Genomic DNA, 17590 nt, shown 5'->3' on the forward strand with positions numbered 1-17590 from the left:
GATCTGGGCGAGGGTGATCCCACGACCTGGGGCTATCAGGTGGTGATGCAGTCGAACGAGGGCTTTCCGGCGGACATGGATCTGCTGACCCGGAAGGTCAACGAGTACGAGGGCCAGCATCGCTTTGGCGGCGGCACCGACTACGACTGCGACCCCCACGCGATGGACATTCTGGGCGACCATTCGCAGCTCGAGTACGAGTGTGAGGCGGACGGTACCGCCAAGACCATGGCCGTTCTGAAGATGGTCCGCAAGTAGCGGGCTCGTCTAGATACCTAGGGAGGAAACTCATGAGACACAAGACTCTTTTGGCGAGTCTGCTGATCGCGACTTGCTTTGTCGTGCTGTCGGCCCCTCCGGCCGAGGCGCAGACCAAGCCGTTCACGATCACGGGCGTCAACTACACCAAGTGGCTGTGGGGCACGCAGCGTTTCGACGGGTCGCTCTACAACTTCACCAGCATTCCCGGGGAAGGCTTCGGCGACAACGGCCAGGGCACCGAGCTCGAGCTGCTGGTGTCGGCCAAGCCCTCGAAGAAGATCGAGGTCGAGGGCCGCATGAAGGCGCGCTTCAACCAGAACCAATGGACCAATGGCGGCGGCTTCGGCGGCGGTGGCGCCGGCGACCCGGGCTCGGGCGACTGCGTCGGCGGCGACTGCGGCGAGTTCGACTCGCGCTCGGCGCAGTACGTCAAGTACCGCGGCCTGAAGATCATCATCACTCCGGGCTACAAGTGGGTCGACACCGTGGCCATCGGCTCGAACGATTGGGGCATGTTCGATCCGTTCACGGTCGGCAAGATCCGCTATATCGACCGAGACAACAACTCCGGCTTGCTATTCCAGGGATCCAACGAGGAGCGCACCGTCTCGTATGATTTCGCGCGCATCTCGCTCAACCGACTGGTCTACGGTCCGGACTTCAACACGGGCGACTATCCGGTGCAGGACGCCACCTACGCGCTGCAGCTCAAGTTCAACCCGAATCCGAAGTTCGACGCCGTGTTTCACTACAACGAGGTCAACGACCACGAAATCGACAGGGCGCGATTGGACGAAGACGGCAACCTGATTGGCGACCTCGACGTCGATGACGGCCTCGACCTCGCCGACCGGTTCACGAACGAGGTCTTTGGCCTGAGGCTCGGCTTCCACCCGAACCCGACCGTCGACGTACGGGCGGCGTTCTACAGCGCCGACGCGGAGTCGGATCCGGATTTCGGCGCTCCCGAAGACTTCTTCGGGATCTCGGGATTCTCGCCGGTGCCGGCGGGCAAGCTCAGCGACGAGTCCTACAAGCTCAACGTCGACGTCAACGACCCGTTCAACAACGGTCTGTCGTTCAACCTGGAGTACTTCGACATCGGTGCGGACTACGTGGCGATCACGGCCGCGCGCCGTGAGGCCGACGTTCTGCTGACCGAGGGTCACGACGGCACCTGGGCCTGGCCCGGCCCGGACAACTGCTCGTTCTGTGTCTTCAACCAGGGTAACCGGAGAATCGGTTACGGTGGCTGGCAGGGCAACGCCCAGCAGGTGGCGACGATCAACGTCGACAACGAGTTCACCGATTTCGACGAGCCGATGGCCGAGACCGTCGTTGGCTGGAAGGGTTTCACCATTGCTCCCCAGTGGTCGAGCGGCGATCTCGATCTCTCGGGTGAGTTCACCGATATCGACTACAACACGAACTGGCAGGCCTGGGGGGATGACAGCCGGCCGATCCTGAGCGCGCTGTATCCGAACCACGAGTCGGACGCCGGTATCGGCAGCCACCGCAACGCCTACGCGCCCTTCCAGGAAAAGTCGACCGAGATCCTGGTCCTCAAGGGCAAGTACTTCGCCAACGTCGGCAACGGCCTCGAGCTCTTCGGCAAGATCAAGTACATCGACGAGACCGACAAGCGGATGAACGACGCGCGCTACTTGCCGTTTGCGCCCGGTGACTGCCCGGGCGGCGGTGTGGACTGCGCCGGCAACCGTAACTTCTTCGGTGTGGACGTCGAAGGCAATAGCCTGTCGAGCGCCGATCTCTACGGCAACCCGCCGGTCATCACGGTCAACGGTGTCACCGGCTATCAGTGGAAGCCTTTCGACAACCTGGCCGACGACGATCGCGACATGGACTACACGCTCTATCAGGTCGGCGCTGCGTATCAGCTGACCTCCGAGCTCTGGGGCTCGATCAAGCTCGAGATGTACGACGTTGATCTCCAGGATGGCAACACGGCCTTCCAGGCCTATCAGCTGCACGAGCTGGCCTCGGGAAAGCACAACAAGGACAAGATCATCATCGAGTTCAAGTACAACATCGGCGGAGCCGAGATGGGGCTCAACTACGAGTACAACACCGGCGATTTCACTCCCGACTTCGGGTCCGGCTACGTCGCCCAGTTCGCCGATGAGGGCGTCCAGGACACGTTCGGCTACAGGGTTGGCACGCCCGGCTTCCGGGGCCGCTTCGGTGGCTGGAACTCGCTCCAGAAGCGCGACTTCGAGCAGCAGAGGCTGAAGGCGTTTCTGAAGTTGTTCTTCTAGGTGGAAATGGTCACGTTCAACCATAAGCTGGGGGCCGGCTTGCTGGCCCTCAGCCTCGGCTTTCTTATTCTGCCCGGCGGCTCGGCGGAGGCGGCCAAGAAGAAGCTCATCTTCGATCTCTCCGATCCACGAGGGGACGACTTTGGCGGCGGTTCACTGGTCTATCCGCTGAGACGGGAGTTCGAGCGTGGCGACCTCGATCTCGTGCGCTTGAGGGCTTTCGGTGAAACCGGGGCGACTCGCTTCGAGGCGACCTTCGCCAAGCCGATCCGGATCGCCGGCGGCGAGGCCGTCGACGATCTGGGGACGCAGCTCGATTCGATCGCACGCCACGGTTTCTACACCTTCAATGTCGACATCTACATCGATCGGGACCGCCAAGAATCATCCGGTGCTACTGCCATGATGCCGGGCCGCAAAGCGGTGGTGCGTTCCGAAGATGCCTGGGATCGTGCGGTGGTCCTCACACCGAGACCGAGCCTGGCGCAGGGCACGCTGAAGCGTCAGGTGCTGCGCACGATGGAGAAGGAGATGGCTCGCGACGAGGAGGTAGCCATCGAAGCGGAGATGGCTGATCTGAAGCGCTCCGTCCCGGAAGATCTCAGCGAGCGGGTGTACTTCCCCAATCGGATCCGGGTGCAAGGGAACAGAATCAGCTTCGTGGTGCCGGACTCGTTTCTGGGCGGCAAGGCGCAGGCCGACTGGAGCTATGTCGTGGCGGTCTCCGGCTCGGACCTGGTGGTCAGTACGGACCTGGCGGCGTCGGTCGGCCTGGCCGAGCCGACCAGGAACAATCTGATGATTCTGCCGGTGGGCCCGGGCACCTGGCAGAGCCGCTTCGGCGGCGGTCGGGAGGGTCAGACCCTCCAGCCACCGCTGATCGACATCATGGTGCCGGGCGGCATGAGCCAGGAGAGAGTGCTCAGCGACTTCAGTACCAAAAACAACCGACCGGCCGAGCTTCCTGGAGTGAATCCAGCAGACGAGTCGGGACCGTAGCAAACACAGGAGGTGCCGGGCATGGCGATCGGGCTTTCGGAGGCATCAGTCGCATTGGCCCGATAGTCATGCCCGGCACCATCCCGCGCAGGGCAACATGAGTCGTTTCGATTCGGCCCGCAGGGCCGCCTTCATTCAGGATCTGGTGGGGAGCCTCATGCGCAAACCGGTCGACCTGCTGGCCTTCGATGAGGTCCGGCAGCGGCTCCGGCTTCGTCATCTCGAGGACCGCGGCCTCAAAGTCGTCCCACTCGACCTCATTGTGGGTTCTTTGGGGCGGGCACAGGAATTCACTCGCGCCTTTTTCCCAAGAGACGATGCTCTCCGGGATCGATGGACTCGACTCGAGGATCTGGCCGAAGGACCGCTGGGCTTCTCGCCGGTCGAGCTCTACCTGGTCGGCGAGGCCTACTTCGTCGTCGACGGCCACCATCGCGTCTCGGTAGCTCGCTCGCTTGGAGCGGAGTCGATAGAAGCCTGGGTGAAAGAATTCAAGACCGCCGCTAAGGTCGGGGCCAAGAGCATGGTCGAAGATCTGGTGCTCGAGCGGGAGAGGGTGGACTTCCTCGCGACCGCCGGGCTCGAACCGGCCGATGTCGACGATTTTCGGGTGACGCTGCCGGGCGGCTATGAGCGGCTTCTGGACCACATCCGTACGCACCGTTACTTTCTGGGGGTGGAGCAGGACCGGGCGGCGACCCTGGCCGAGGCCGTCAGCTCCTGGCGGGACCGGGTCTACGATCCGGTAATCGAGGTGATCCGGAGGCACGCGGTTACCAACCACTATCCGGATCACACCGAAACCGATCTCTACCTCTTCGTCATGGACCACCTGCACCGACTGCGTGAGCTCTACGGGTCTGACGCGGTCGATGCCGAGTCGGCGGTGGTGAAGTTGGATCGACCCGCTGGCGCCAGGCGACGGAGGGGCGCCTGAGGAAGATTGCCCGCCGAGTTTGTTCGTGGCGGGGATCGGCGTACGTAGAAGTACGGATGGAACCACCCCGAGACCTCCTTCATCATCTTTGAATATGAACTGACTCCGCCCCCGGATGATCCGGTGGAGGAACAACAGAGCGGCGGCGCGCCGACACGCGCTCGCCGGTTGATTCATGCTGTATCAGGTTCGAGAAAGGGAGGACCGATGACGTTCCGTGCTGGATTCCTGTCGTCTCAATCGATGTTCGTGACCGCTTCGCTGGCTGTAACCCCACTGCTCCTGATTCTCTCGCTCGTCATCGGCGCTCCCGCCGTCGCGTCGCACACGCCCGACCCGGCCAGCGTTACTGTCGCGGGCGACCTTCAGGAAGAGCTCGGCTGTCCCGGCGATTGGCAGCCCGACTGCGCCGCGACCCACCTCGGCTACGACGCCGAAGACGACGTTTGGCAGGGCGTTTTCAACGTGCCAGCCGGCATGTGGCTGTACAAAGCGCCTCTCAACGACAGTTGGACCGAAAACTACGGTGCCGGTGGCGTGTTCGACGGCCCCAACATCTCGCTCGACCTCGGTGCCGCGACCGACGTCAAGTTCTACTACAGTCACGAATCCCACTGGATCACCGACAACGTCAACTCGGTGATCGCGACCGCGCCCGGGAGTTTCCAGGATGAACTCGGCTGCTCGGGCGACTGGCAGCCCTGGTGCCTGCGCTCCTGGCTTCAGGACCCCGACGGCGACGAGATCTTCACCTTCCAGACTTCTCGGCTCCCAGCCGGCAGCTACGAGGTCAAGGTCGCCCACGATGAGGACTGGGCCGAGAACTACGGCCAAGACGGCGTGCCCGGCGGAGCCAACATTCCTTTCACCGTACCGAGCGACTGCGCCGACATGAGCTTCGAGTACGAACTTTCGAGCCACATCCTGGACGTTGGGCCGGCGCCGCCGGTACCGCAGCCCGCGAGCGTCACCATTGCGGGTAGCTTGCAGGATGAGCTCGGCTGCCCCGGTGACTGGCAGCCCGACTGCGCGGTGACCCACCTCGGCTTCGACGCCGACGATCAGCTCTGGCAGGGCACCTTCAACATCCCGGCCGGAGACTGGGAGTACAAGGCGGCGATCAACGATAGCTGGGACGAGAACTACGGCGCCAACGCGACCCCGAACGGACCCAACATCGGTCTGTCGCTGGGCGCGGTGGCTGACGTCAAGTTCTACTACTCGGACACCACCAACTGGGTGACCGACAACGTCAACGCCACGATCGCGACCCTGGCGGGCAGCTTTCAGAACGAGCTCGGCTGCCCCGATGACTGGCAGCCCTGGTGCCTGCGCTCCTGGCTGCAGGACCCCGACGGCGACGGCGTCTACACGTTCTCGACGGCCAGGCTTCCCGCCGGCAACTACGAGGTCAAGATAGCCCACGACGAAGACTGGGCCGAGAATTACGGCCAGGACGGGGTACCCGGCGGAGCCAACATCCCGTTCACCGTGCCCGCGAGCTGCACCGAGATCTTCTTCACCTACGACCCGGTCACCCATCTGCTCGACATCGGCACCGGCCCCGGCGGTCCGATGGGCAACCTGAATCTCGCCCAGGCGCACTGGGTGACGGAAGACACGGTGGCCTGGGGCCTGGGGAGTCTCCCAGGAGACGCCACGTTCGCCCTGCACTACTCGGCCACCGGCGATCTTGCGCTCGACGAGACCGGGGTCGTCGGCGCCGACGGCGCGCTCGCGCTGACGCTGGATCCCGCCGGCCTGCCGACCGCGGTCACCGACAAGTTCCCGCATTTGAGCGGCTACGGGGCCTTCAAGCTCGACGCCGCCGACCTCGGCATGGTGCCGCAGATCCTCAAGGGGCAGTTCGCGGTGTCGGCGGCCGCGGCCGACGGCACCCCGATCGACGCCACCACGCTCCAGATCCCGGGCGTTCTCGACGATCTCTACTTCTACGACGGCGCCCTGGGCGTGGTCTGGAACGGAGGTCTCAGCCTCGAGCTGTGGGCGCCGACCGCGCAATCGGCCGCGCTCCATCTCTTCGACGACGCCGACCCGGCGACTGTTCCAGCCGTCATACCGATGATCGAGGATCCGGTCACCGGAGTCTGGAGCGCCGCTGGAGACGGCAGCTGGGGCGGCAAGTACTACCTCTACGAGGTCACGGTCTGGGCGCCGACCACCGGACAGATCGAGACCAACCTGGTCACCGACCCCTACTCGCTGAGTCTCTCGGCCAACAGCGCCCGCAGCCAGATCGTCGATCTCGGGGATCCCGCGCTCGCGCCCGCCGACTGGGACTATCTCGAGAAACCGCCGCTGGCGGCCCCCGAGGACGTGGCGATCTACGAGCTCCACGTGCGCGACTTCAGCTGGGTCGATCCGGCGGTGTCGGCCACCGAGCGCGGCACCTACCGTGCCTTCACCGACACCGGCTCCTTCGGCATGGAGCACCTGGGTGCCTTGGCCGAGGCCGGGCTCTCGCACATTCATCTCCTACCGGCCTTCGACGTGGCGACGATACCCGAGGTGCGAGCCGAGCAGGTCGAGCTCGACTTCGGTCTTCTGGCGACGTATCCGCCCGACTCCGACCAGCAGCAGGCCGCGGTCGCCGCGGTCGAGGACCAGGACGGCTTCAACTGGGGCTACGACCCGTGGCACTACACCGTGCCCGAGGGCAGCTATTCGACAGACTCCGACGGCCCCCAGAGAATCCTCGAGTTTCGGGAGATGGTCCAGTCGCTCAACCAGACCGGCCTGCGGGTGGTCATGGACGTGGTCTACAACCACACCAACTCGGCCGGCCAGAACGACAAGTCGGTGCTCGACAAGATCGTGCCCGGCTACTACTACCGCCTCAACGCCGACGGCGCGGTCGAGACCTCGAGCTGCTGCCCAAACACCGCCACCGAGCACACCATGATGGAGAAGCTCATGGTCGACTCGCTGGTGACCTGGGCGCGCGACTACAAGGTCGACGGCTTTCGCTTCGATCTCATGGGCCACCACCCCAAGTCGACGATGCTCGAGATCCGCGCCGCCATGGACGCGCTGACCGAGGCCGACGACGGTGTCGACGGCACCGAGATCTATCTCTACGGCGAGGGCTGGAACTTCGGCGAAGTCGCCAACAATGCCCGATTCGAGCAGGCGACCCAGGCCAACATGGCCGGCACCGGCATCGGCTCGTTCAACGATCGGATTCGCGACGGCGCCCGCGGCGGCGGCCCGTTCAGTGGTCTCCAGGAGCAGGGCTTCGTCACCGGTCTCTTCAATGATCCCAACGCCACCGACCAGGGCAGCCCGCAGGACCAAGCGGACAGGCTCAGGCTCGAGGCCGACTGGATCCGGGTCTCCCTGGCGGGGAATCTCAAGAACTACCCGCTGATCGACCGCTTCGGCAACCCGGTCCTGGGCTCACAGGTCGATTACAACGGCCAGCAGGCCGGCTACACCCTCGATCCCCAGGAGATCATCAACTACGTTTCGGCCCACGACAACGAGACCCTGTTCGACGCCGTTCAGCTCAAGGTGCCGCTGGGGACCGCGATGGGAGACCGCGTCCGGGTGCAGAACTTGGGTGTCGATCTGGTCGCTCTCGGTCAAGGCATTCCCTTCTTCCATGCCGGCATCGACATGCTGCGCTCGAAGTCGATGGACCGCGACAGCTTCAACTCGGGCGACTGGTTCAACAAGCTCGACTTCATGTACCAGATCAACAACTGGGGCGTCGGCTTACCCGTCGCGTCCAAGAACCAGTCCAACTGGCCGCTGTTCCAGCCGCTCCTGGCGGATCCGGCGCTCCAGGCCGGCGCGGGCGACATCGGAGCCGCGGTCGAGCACTTCCGCGAGATGCTCGCGATCCGCGAGAGCTCGCGCCTGTTCCGTCTCCCCGACGAAGCTGAGGTGATCTCACGCCTGGCGTTCTTGAATACCGGTCCCGCACAGGTTCCCGGCTTGATCGTCATGAACCTGTCCGATCCCGATGGCGACTTCGACAACCTGCGCGAGTCGATCACGGTGCTCTTCAACGCCACCGACGATCCGCAGGACTTCGCGGCCCCGGCGCTGGCCGGCTTCGACTTCGAGCTCCACAAGGTGCAGCAGGCATCGGCCGACCCGGTGGTCATGACCTCGAGCTTCGATGTCGCGACCAGCACCTTCAGCGTGCCAGCGCGGACCACGGCGGTATTCGTGGCCAAGCGACCGGTGAGCGAGCAGATCGATCTTCTGATCGACGACGTGCGGGAGCTGATAGCCGACGGCACGCTGAGCCGCGGCCGGGGACGAGCCCTGATCGTCAAGCTCAAGCTGGCGAAGCGATTCGTCCGGCGTGGCTGGAACCGCCTGGCGACCCTCATGCTGTATCTCTTCATGCACAAGGTCTACTTGTACGAGCACTGGGGAATCCTGAGCGGCGAGCAGGCTGCTCCTCTCTTTGAGGCAGCCTGGGATCTGATCGAGTGCCTCGAGTGATGTAGAGCGGGGATATTGACGGGGGCGCCGGCTTGCCGGTGCCCCCGTCAGAATCCGCGGTTCGGCAGTGGCTCAGCCACTACCCGCGATTCGGGCGGCGGGCAGGGCGACCGGGCGTTCGTGGTCTAATAGCGGCTCTTTTTCCGCGGTGGATCGAGCGTTGATGGCAGAGAATCAAGGAACCCTGGTTGCCGATATCGGGGGTACGCGAGCTCGTTTCGGGGTGATCGATGCCGACGGTGATCTGACCGAGGTGAGGATTCTGCCGACCTCGAGCTATCCGACGCTGGTGGACGCCGCCAGCGACTATCTCGCCGGTCTGGAGCCCGGCGACAGGCCGAGTCGCGGCGCCATCGCAATCGCCGGGCCGGTTCACGGCGACCGCGTGCAGATGACCAACCGGCTGTGGAGCTTCTCGGTAGGCGAAACCGGCCGGGTACTGGGTCTCGAGACCTTGGAAGTGTTGAACGACTTCATTGCTCTCGCGCTCGCCGTGCCGGGCCTGCCGCTGCAGCAGAGCCGGGAGGTGAAGGCCGGGCGTTCCGACAAGGATGCGCCTCTCGCGGTGATCGGACCCGGCACGGGTTTGGGAGTTTCGGCGTTGGTTCCCGTGGCTTCCCTGGCTCCGGAAAACGGTTGGATCGCTCTGGCCACCGAAGGAGGCCATCGAGATCTCGCCGCCACGAACGAGCGCGAGTGGCGGATCGTCGAACGCCTACAGCACCGCTTCGGTCGGGTGTCGGCGGAACGCGTGCTTTCCGGACCCGGACTGGTTAACCTCTACAGCGCGATCTGCGAGCTCGAAGGGCTCGAGGTCGAAGCCAGAGTGCCGGAGGGGGTTGTCGCCCGCTCGCTGGCGGGGAGCTGCGCAGCCAGCCAGGAGGCGGTTGAGGTCTTCGCGCGTCAGCTGGGCGCGGTTGCCGGGGATCTGGTGCTCACGTACGGGGCACAGGGCGGGGTTTGGCTCGGCGGCGGAGTACTGCACGGCATGAGCACGGCGTTCGACATCGGGCTCTTCCGCCACGGCTTTCTCGATAAGGGACGATTTCGGAGCTACGTCGAGCCGGTACCGGTTCGACTGATTCTCGATCCCACGGCGCCACTCCGCGGTGCGGCGCGGGCGCTCGAAAGCGAGTCACCGAGCGGTGTGCGGGTTTCGGGTACGGCTCGATAGGTGGAGATAGTGTCGCGCGGGTGGCACCCCTTCGGGAGCAAAGAGAGGCTCCCTCCGGGGTGCACCACGCGCTCCTTCCGGCACAGAACCGAGGAGGGTGCTGCGACTCTTGAACCGCGGCCAGGTTAGAATCTGCCTCGATGAGACCTCTACGGATTCCGCTCTTGACTCTCGCCGCTCTTGCCGGGCTGCTAGCGACGACACTCACTTCCTGCGCGGCAGTCGCCGATGGCAGCGATGACTTCGCCTTCACCACCGCCGAGGAGGATGCCCGGCGGTTCGTTGCCTGGGAGAGCGAGATCGAGCTGACCGGGGAGCAGGAGCAGGTGATGAAGGAGGCCCTCGAGCCCATGCCGGCGCCTTGCTGCAGCGACAACTCGGCCTATACCTGCTGCTGTCCCTGCAATCTGGCCAAGAGTTGGTGGGGCCTGTCGAAGCACCTGATCACCGAGCGGGGTGCCGGGGTCGAGGAGGTGCGCTCGACGGTGGAGGAGTGGTTCGCACGCTTGAACCCGGACGGCTTCACCGGCGACATCTGTGGCACCGGCGGATGCAATCGGGCATTGCGCGACAACGGCTGCGGCGGTATGTCGGCCGCGCGGCTGAGCGTCTGATATCGACGCCATAAAGAAGGTCAGGTTAGCTGAATGATCGATAGCCTGATCGCCTCGAGCTCGCTGCCCAATCTTCATCCGGCGCTGGTCCACTTTCCGCTGGCGCTCTGGCCGCTGGCGGCGGGGTTCGACGTCTTCGCCGTGATTACCGGCCGTCGGTGGTTCGATCGAGTAGCCGTGGTGCTCTACGCGCTGGGCACTGGACTCGGTTGGTGGGCGGCGGAGGCGGGCGAGCACGCGGCGGAGTCGTTCGTGGATCTCCCGGCGGTCATCGAGCCGGAGATCGCCGAGCACAGTGATATGGCTCACTACGCGCTCTACGTATTCGCCTTCGTTCTGGCGGTGCGCCTGGTGCTCGTGCTTCGGGATCGCTCTTCGGATCGCATGCGCTCCCGGGGAGTGCGACTCGGAGTTCTCCTGGTAGCAGCCGTCGGGCTCTTCTTGCTGTTCGAGACCGCCGAGCACGGCGGCTCCCTGGTCTACGAGTATGGGCTGGGGGTCTCTTCGGGTGCCGTCTTGTTCGAGAGAGCGCCGGCATCGGAGAGCGTGGAAGGTGCGTCCATGGGAATCGGCGAGCTCGAAACGGACCCTGCGGCGAGGCTGACCGTCGGGGACGACGGCTCGCTCACCTGGCTCCCGATCGCTCGCGATCGAGAGGCCGTGGGGACCGTGTTGTTTCCGGTGACGGGCTTTCCCCGCGGGGCCGTGGAAGCCGCTCCGTCGGAGTCGATGGCGGCCGGCCTGACCTTGACGGTTCTCGATCGTGCCATGCTCGTCTTCGGATCCGAGTTCGGGGATGTCCGAGTCGAAGCCGAGCTGGTGCTCGAGGATTTCTCGGGAACGGCCGGCGTCGCGCATCACGTGCAGACGGCCGAGGCGGCGAGCTGGTTCGAGACCTCAACGACCGGCGGTGCGGCGCTGCGTTTGTCGCAGGGCGGCTCGGTTCTGACGCTCGAGGAAGCGGCAATCGAGGCACCCTCGAGCACTGTTCGAATCGGCGTTTCGGTGGCCGACGGTCATCGGAAGGGAATGCTCAACGGTGCGGTGGTCGTGCACGGGCACATCGGTTCGCCCGACGGTGGCAAGGTCGGCCTACTGTTCGACGGCAACGGCCGGGTCGTCGTCAAGAGAGTGTCGGTCGAACCGATCGATTAGAGGCGGAGCTCGCACCGCATTTCCTGTCCCCTTACGAGTCGTAACCGTAGTAGTCGAGATACCAGTCGACGAAGCGTTTGACCCCGACCTCGACAGGTGTGGTTGGCGCGTAGCCGACGTCGTGAGTCAGGTCGTCGACGTCGGCGTAGGTGTCGGGCACGTCGCCGGGTTGGAGGGGGAGAAGGTTCTTTTCGGCCGTTCGCCCCAGGCACTGCTCGAGGATCTCGATGTACTTCATGAGCTCGACCGGAGTGCTGTTGCCGATGTTGTAGATCCGGTAGGGAGCGGCGCTGGTGCCCGGGTCGGGCGTGTCGCCGGTCCAGTCGGGGTTGGACTGCGCCACGTGGTCGAGGGTCCGCAGAACTCCCTCGACGATGTCGTCGATATAGGTGAAATCTCTGCGGTGGTTGCCATAGTTGTAAACGTCGATCGGCTCGTCCGCGAGAATGAGCTTGGTGAACTTGAAGAGAGCCATGTCGGGGCGTCCGAAAGGGCCGTAGACGGTGAAAAAGCGCAGTCCCGTGGTCGGCAACCCGTAGAGGTGCGAATAGGTGTGGGCCATGAGCTCATTGGCCTTCTTGGTCGCCGCGTAGAGGGAGAGGGGATGGTCGACGTTGTCGTGGACCGAGAAGGGGATGCGGCTGTTGGCTCCGTAGACGGAGCTCGACGAGGCATAGACGAGATGGCCGGTCTCGGTCTGGCGGCAGGCATCCAGGATGTTGATGAAGCCGACCAGATTGTTATCTACGTAGGAGTGGGGATTCTCGATCGAGTAGCGAACGCCCGCTTGCGCCGCCAGGTGAACGACGGAGTCGAAGTGGTGCTGGGCGAAGAGCCTCTCGATGTCGTCACGATCGACCAGATCGGCCTTCACGAAGTCGAATCCGGACTTTCCCTCGATCTGTGCCAGTCGAGCCTTCTTCAGATCGACGTCGTAGTAGTTGTTGAGGTTGTCGAGTCCGACGACCGAGTCACCTCGGTCGAGCAGCGCCCTGGCTACGTGATAGCCGATGAAGCCGGCCGCGCCGGTTACCAGAACTCTTGTCACCCCGTTGCGCTCCCCGAAAGGCGATTGTATGCCATCGTCGGGCCCGCGAGCTCGAGCGCCAGCGGAACTTCGACTATCTAGAGAACTCGGCGATCTCGTGGACGACCTGTTGCGCCTGCTCGTCGCTGAGCTCCGGGTAGATCGGTAGGGCGAGCGTTTCGCTGGCCGCTTTCTCGCTCTCGGGGAAGTCACCCCGAGCACCGCCCAGGTAGGCGAAGCACTCCTGCAGGTGGAGAGCGATCGGGTAGTAAACCTCGGTTCCCACCCCTCGGTCCGTCAGGTAGGCCTTGAGCTCGTCACGTCTCGGTACTCGGATGATGTACTGATTGAAGATGTGGCGGTCGGTCACGATGCTCGGAGGGCTCACTCCTCCGTCAGGGGACAGTTCGTTGGCGGCGAAGAGCCGGTCATAGCGGGCGGCGTTCGACTGCCGCGCCGCGGTCCAGCCGTCCAGATGCGGGAGCTTGGCGTGGACGACCGCGGCCTGGAGGGCATCCAAGCGAAAGTTGCCGCCGATGACCTTGTGGTGGTACTTGGGTTGGCCGCCATGGACTCGCAGAATGAAGAGCCTTTCGGCGCGCTCGGGATCGTTCGTTACGACGATGCCGCCGTCGCCGAATCCGCCGAGGTTCTTTGTGGGAAAGAAGGAGAAACAGCCGTAGTGGCCGATCGTGCCCGCGCGAAGACCTAGGTGCTCGGATCCGATCGCTTGCGCGGCGTCCTCGATGACCACCAGGTCGTGATCGGCCGCCAGGTCCATGATCGGTTCCATGTCGGCCATCTGGCCGTAGAGATGAACCGGCATGATGGCCTTGGTTTTCTCGCTGATCTTCTCGGCGATCAAGTCGGGGTTGATGTTGAAGGTCGTCGGATCGATGTCCACGAACACCGGGGTCGCGCCCAGCCGGGCGATCGTGCCCGCCGTTGCGAAGAACGAGTAGGCGCTGGTGATCACCTCGTCCCCGGGACCGATGTCTTCGGCCATCAAGGCGATCAACAGGGCGTCGGTGCCCGAGGAGACGCCTACGGCGTGCGCGCAGTCCAAGTAGCCGGCGATCGCCTTCTCACAGGCTTCCGTCTTGGGGCCGAGGATGAAGTACTGGGATTCGATGACTTCGCCGACGGCCGCGTCGAGCTCCTCCTTGATGGTCTGGTATTGCGCTTTGAGATCCAGCAAGGGGATTTTCATCGCCTGGTCACCTTTCCGAGGGATAGTCGCAAGCCCCTACCGGGGTGTCAACACCAGGAGACTTCGTCCGGAAGGCGCCCGGCGTCGAAGCTCGAATAGCTCCGCACGACCTCGGCTCGATCGTTCAGCACCTCGCCGTCGAGCTCGATCCAGGCATGGGCCAGGAGCGCTCCGCGATCGCGGCGCACCCCGATCTTGAGCTCCGGCTCGAGACCGCGCCGGCGCGTAATCCACCAAAGGAGAAAGGAGCGCGGCAGACAGGTGGCGCGGTAGGGCCCCGAGCGGGCCGCTGCCGAGATCAGGAAGGCCCGCCGCTGCGCCCAATCCCGCAACTGCTTCGAGGAGGCGCTCTTGCCCGCGCGCGGACTCGAACGGCGAAGCCAGGCGATGCTGCGCTCGAACCCGGCGAGGCGCAGGATCAGGCCGGCGACCGGCAGGCCCACCACCGCATACAAGAGAAAACTGCGGTCCGACCAGTTGAGCGCTCGGAACTTGCGCCAGCGAGACATGACCTCCGATCATCGCAGACTCGTCTCGCGGCCGCGACCTACACTCCTCGCGGGCGCTAGAGGCTACGTTTCTTGCCCCGAAGACTTCGCCAGCCGTCTCGCCGACCCTTGCCGGGGCGGTCACTCTGGGAGAAGTCCATCTCGGGAGCGTTTTCCATCGGATTCTGATCGTAGCTCCGTTGGGGTCGGGGGGCACGTGGACCGCTCGGTCGCTGGGGCCTCGACTCCGCTTTGTTGACACGCAGCCGGCGACCGCCGAGCTCGGCGTCGTGGAACTGGGCGACGGCCCTCTCGGCCATCTCCTCGGACTCGAACTCGACAAAGCCGAAACCGCGGGGACGGCCGGATTCGCGATCAAGTGGGATGCGGGCGGAGAGGACGGTTCCGGCATCGGAAAAATGCTCGGAGAGCTCGGCCTCGGTGGTTTGATAGTTGAGGTTGCCTACGAAAACAGAAGCGCTCATCGGGATACCTGTCGATTGGACCTTTGGGTTAGTGGAACGTCGGACGAAGGGGTTGGTCGGACGCTAATGGGTTTGGAGGCCCCGTGTCAATAATGAGGCAGGCTCATGAGCGCGTATGATGTCCGAACAGCCTGGACTAGGAGGTGACGATGCTCGATCGCAGGGACCTGTTGAAGCTGAGCGCAATCGGCGGTGCGGCCGCGCTGGTGCCGGGGTGCATGCCGCCAAAGGCCGAGGAAAGCGCGATCTCCGGGGGTGTCGGAAGCGGGGGGGACGCGGGAGAACGGCGCGAGACCATTGGTGGCGTGCGCACCTTCGAGCTCGAAGAGTGGACGGTGGACCAGCTCCAAGAAGCGATGGGAGAGGGCCGGCTGGCCGCGCAAGACATAGTCCAGACCTATCTGGACCGAATCGAAGAGATCGACCACTCCGGGCCCGAGCTGCGCTCGGTCCTGGCGCTCAACCCGGATGCTCTCCGGATAGCCGGCGAACTGGATTCCGAGCGGTCGGCCGGGTACCTTCGGGGACCGTTACACGGCATACCGGTCTTGCTCAAGGACAACATCGACACCGCGGACGGAATGGCGACCACGGCGGGGTCGCTGGCTCTGGCCGGGACCATCGCTCTCGAGGACTCGACCGTGGCCAAGAACCTGCGCGACGCCGGTGCGGTGATTCTCGGCAAGGCCAACCTCTCCGAGTGGGCCAATTTCCGCTCCGAGCGCTCGTCGAGCGGCTGGAGCGGCGTGGGAGGGCAGACCAAGAACCCGTACGCTCTCGATCGCAACCCCTGCGGCTCGAGCTCGGGCTCGGGAGTCGCGGTGTCGGCCAACCTGGCCGCGCTCGCGATCGGTACCGAGACCGATGGCTCGGTCGTCTGTCCCTCGAACGCCAACGGCATCGTGGGCGTGAAACCGACGGTCGGGCGCGTCAGCCGGGCCGGAATCGTGCCGATCTCGGAGAGTCAAGATACCGCCGGGCCGATGGCACGCACGGTGCGCGACGCGGCGCTGCTGCTCAACGCGATGGCGAGCGTGGATTCGAGGGATCCGGCGACGGCCGCCGCGGGTGGTCCGGTGGACTTCAGCGCGGTTCTCGACGAGGGTGCGCTGAACGGCGCGCGCATCGGCGTCTGGCGGGATCGCTTCGGCTTTCACGAGAAGGTGGATGCGATTCTCGAGGAGTCTCTGACGGCACTCCGCGAAGGAGGAGCCGAGCTGATCGATCCGATCGAGATGCCTTCGGTGGGTGAGGTCGGAGACTATGAGTACGACGTTCTGCTTTATGAGTTCAAGGACTGCCTGGCCAAGTATCTGGCCGGGCGGGGGAATGATACCGCTGTGCGCTCACTGGCCGATGTGATCGAGTTCAACCTGGCGAATCGCGACCGGGAGATGCCGTACTTCGAGCAGGAAGTGTTCGACAAGGCCGAGGCGAAGGGACCGCTGACCGATGCCGCCTACCTGGAAGCGCGCACGAAATGCCACGAGCTGACCCGGAAAGAGGGCATCGACCGAGTGGTCTCGAAGCACCGGCTGGACGCCATCATCGGCCCGACCGGCGGCCCGGCCTGGGTCACCGATCTGGTCAACGGAGATCATTTCGGTGGCGGCAGCTCGCTGGCGGCCGCGGTCTCCGGCTATCCGGCGGTCACGGTGCCCGCGGGGTTCGTGCACGGCTTGCCGGTGGGGCTGACATTCTTCGGACCGGCGTGGTCCGAGGCGGCTCTGTTGGCGCTCGCCTATGCCTTCGAGCAGGCCACGCGCGTGCGCAGGCCGCCCCGGCTGTTGCCGACCGCGAAGCTGTAGCCGGGGAGGCTGGGTCGGTGAGCCGCCTGTTTCTGTAGCGGTCGATCGCTACAATGCGGCCAAAACGAGTTGAGAGGGGACACGAAGGAATCGTGTCCCCGATATACAATTCGCCCAACCCGGGGAGGACGCCCATGGCCGCAGACAGCGCACAGAAGATCATTCTCGACCGCTACGCCGAAAGGTGCCGGCTGGCCGGTGGTCCGCGCGTCGGTTACGTGCTGCGCAAGCAGGCGATTCTCTACGTCGCCGAAGACCACCCGGGAGTGGATCTCGAGGCCGGCCTGGCAGAGTTGGTCGAGAGCGGCCTGGTCAAGGCCAGCGAGTCGGGCGACTTCTACTTCCTGACTGCGGTCGGCGCCGAGAAAATCGGCGGATCGGTGGCCTCCGCTTGAACAGCGATCGCTTCGGCTAGCGGCGTACCGGCCAGACGTAGCGATCCGGCCTGGGATTCGGAGGGAGTAGGTAGGAGAGGACGGTACCGTTGGAGAGGAAGACGACCCAGGTGGGAGTCAAGGTCCCCCCGTTGCCTGACCAATAGGACGATAGCTGGACGCCGGTAAAAGGATCTCCGTTGGCTACGTAGCCGGCATTGCCGCTCGCGTCGCTCAGGGTGGGCGAGGTGAAGTTGGTGTTGACAAGGCTGTCGACGGCGTCTTCGGGTGGACAGACACCCGCGC

Annotated in this window: 15 protein-coding genes; 10 read left to right on the top strand and 5 right to left on the bottom strand. The window is 64.5% G+C overall.

The features are described from left to right. The 8 genes from GY769_02205 to GY769_02240 all read left to right on the top strand — a co-directional run. A partial coding sequence (locus GY769_02205; protein MCP4200732.1) for a hypothetical protein occupies nucleotides 1–258 on the top strand: 258 nt, incomplete at its 5' end. 32 nt (nucleotides 259–290) lie between these two features. Continuing rightward, the gene (locus GY769_02210) at nucleotides 291–2537 is read left to right on the top strand and encodes a hypothetical protein (protein MCP4200733.1); all 2247 of its coding nucleotides are present in this window, start codon (nucleotides 291–293) and stop codon (nucleotides 2535–2537) included. A 6-nt stretch (nucleotides 2538–2543) separates the two neighbouring features. Further along, entirely contained in the window at nucleotides 2544–3536 is a 993-nt protein-coding gene (locus tag GY769_02215) for a hypothetical protein (protein MCP4200734.1), read from the top strand. Nucleotides 3537–3633: 97 nt separating this feature from the next. Next, entirely contained in the window at nucleotides 3634–4473 is an 840-nt protein-coding gene (locus GY769_02220; protein ID MCP4200735.1) for a hypothetical protein, read from the top strand. A 207-nt stretch (nucleotides 4474–4680) separates the two neighbouring features. Beyond that, complete coding sequence (gene pulA, locus GY769_02225) at nucleotides 4681–8949, top strand: pullulanase-type alpha-1,6-glucosidase (GenBank protein MCP4200736.1); 4269 nt, start codon at nucleotides 4681–4683, stop codon at nucleotides 8947–8949. 163 nt (nucleotides 8950–9112) lie between these two features. Then, nucleotides 9113–10123 carry a glucokinase gene (gene glk / locus GY769_02230; protein ID MCP4200737.1) on the top strand — a complete coding sequence of 337 codons (1011 nt, stop codon included), beginning with the start codon at nucleotides 9113–9115 and terminating at the stop codon, nucleotides 10121–10123. A gap of 140 nt (nucleotides 10124–10263) precedes the next feature. Next, nucleotides 10264–10737: a hypothetical protein gene (locus tag GY769_02235; GenBank protein MCP4200738.1), complete on the top strand. Its 474-nt coding sequence runs from the start codon at nucleotides 10264–10266 to the stop codon at nucleotides 10735–10737. 33 nt (nucleotides 10738–10770) lie between these two features. Further along, entirely contained in the window at nucleotides 10771–11892 is a 1122-nt protein-coding gene (locus GY769_02240) for a hypothetical protein (protein MCP4200739.1), read from the top strand. 31 nt (nucleotides 11893–11923) lie between these two features. On the opposite strand, the gene GY769_02245 is transcribed toward GY769_02240, so the two are convergent. The 4 genes from GY769_02245 to GY769_02260 all read right to left on the bottom strand — a co-directional run bounded on the left by GY769_02245 (nucleotide 11924) and on the right by GY769_02260 (nucleotide 15102). After that, a complete protein-coding gene (locus tag GY769_02245; GenBank protein MCP4200740.1) occupies nucleotides 11924–12940 on the bottom strand; it encodes an NAD-dependent epimerase in 1017 nt (338 codons plus the stop codon). 73 nt (nucleotides 12941–13013) lie between these two features. Beyond that, entirely contained in the window at nucleotides 13014–14129 is a 1116-nt protein-coding gene (locus GY769_02250) for a DegT/DnrJ/EryC1/StrS family aminotransferase (GenBank protein MCP4200741.1), read from the bottom strand. 47 nt (nucleotides 14130–14176) lie between these two features. Next, nucleotides 14177–14638 (bottom strand): lasso peptide biosynthesis B2 protein, encoded by a 462-nt coding sequence (locus tag GY769_02255; protein ID MCP4200742.1) that lies wholly within the window; start codon nucleotides 14636–14638, stop codon nucleotides 14177–14179. A 56-nt stretch (nucleotides 14639–14694) separates the two neighbouring features. Continuing rightward, nucleotides 14695–15102: an RNA-binding protein gene (locus GY769_02260; protein MCP4200743.1), complete on the bottom strand. Its 408-nt coding sequence runs from the start codon at nucleotides 15100–15102 to the stop codon at nucleotides 14695–14697. A gap of 149 nt (nucleotides 15103–15251) precedes the next feature. Between GY769_02260 and GY769_02265 the strand changes: the two genes are divergently transcribed. Continuing rightward, a complete protein-coding gene (locus GY769_02265; GenBank protein MCP4200744.1) occupies nucleotides 15252–16910 on the top strand; it encodes an amidase in 1659 nt (552 codons plus the stop codon). A gap of 134 nt (nucleotides 16911–17044) precedes the next feature. Then, nucleotides 17045–17305, top strand: a complete 261-nt coding sequence (locus tag GY769_02270; protein ID MCP4200745.1) for a hypothetical protein — start codon at nucleotides 17045–17047, stop codon at nucleotides 17303–17305. A gap of 16 nt (nucleotides 17306–17321) precedes the next feature. Here the strand turns inward: GY769_02270 and GY769_02275 are convergent. Then, nucleotides 17322–17590: DUF1566 domain-containing protein (locus GY769_02275; protein MCP4200746.1), on the bottom strand; the 269-nt coding region annotated here is incomplete at its 5' end.

This window comes from bacterium (assembly GCA_024224155.1).
Taxonomy (GTDB): domain Bacteria; phylum Acidobacteriota; class Thermoanaerobaculia; order Multivoradales; family JAHEKO01; genus CALZIK01.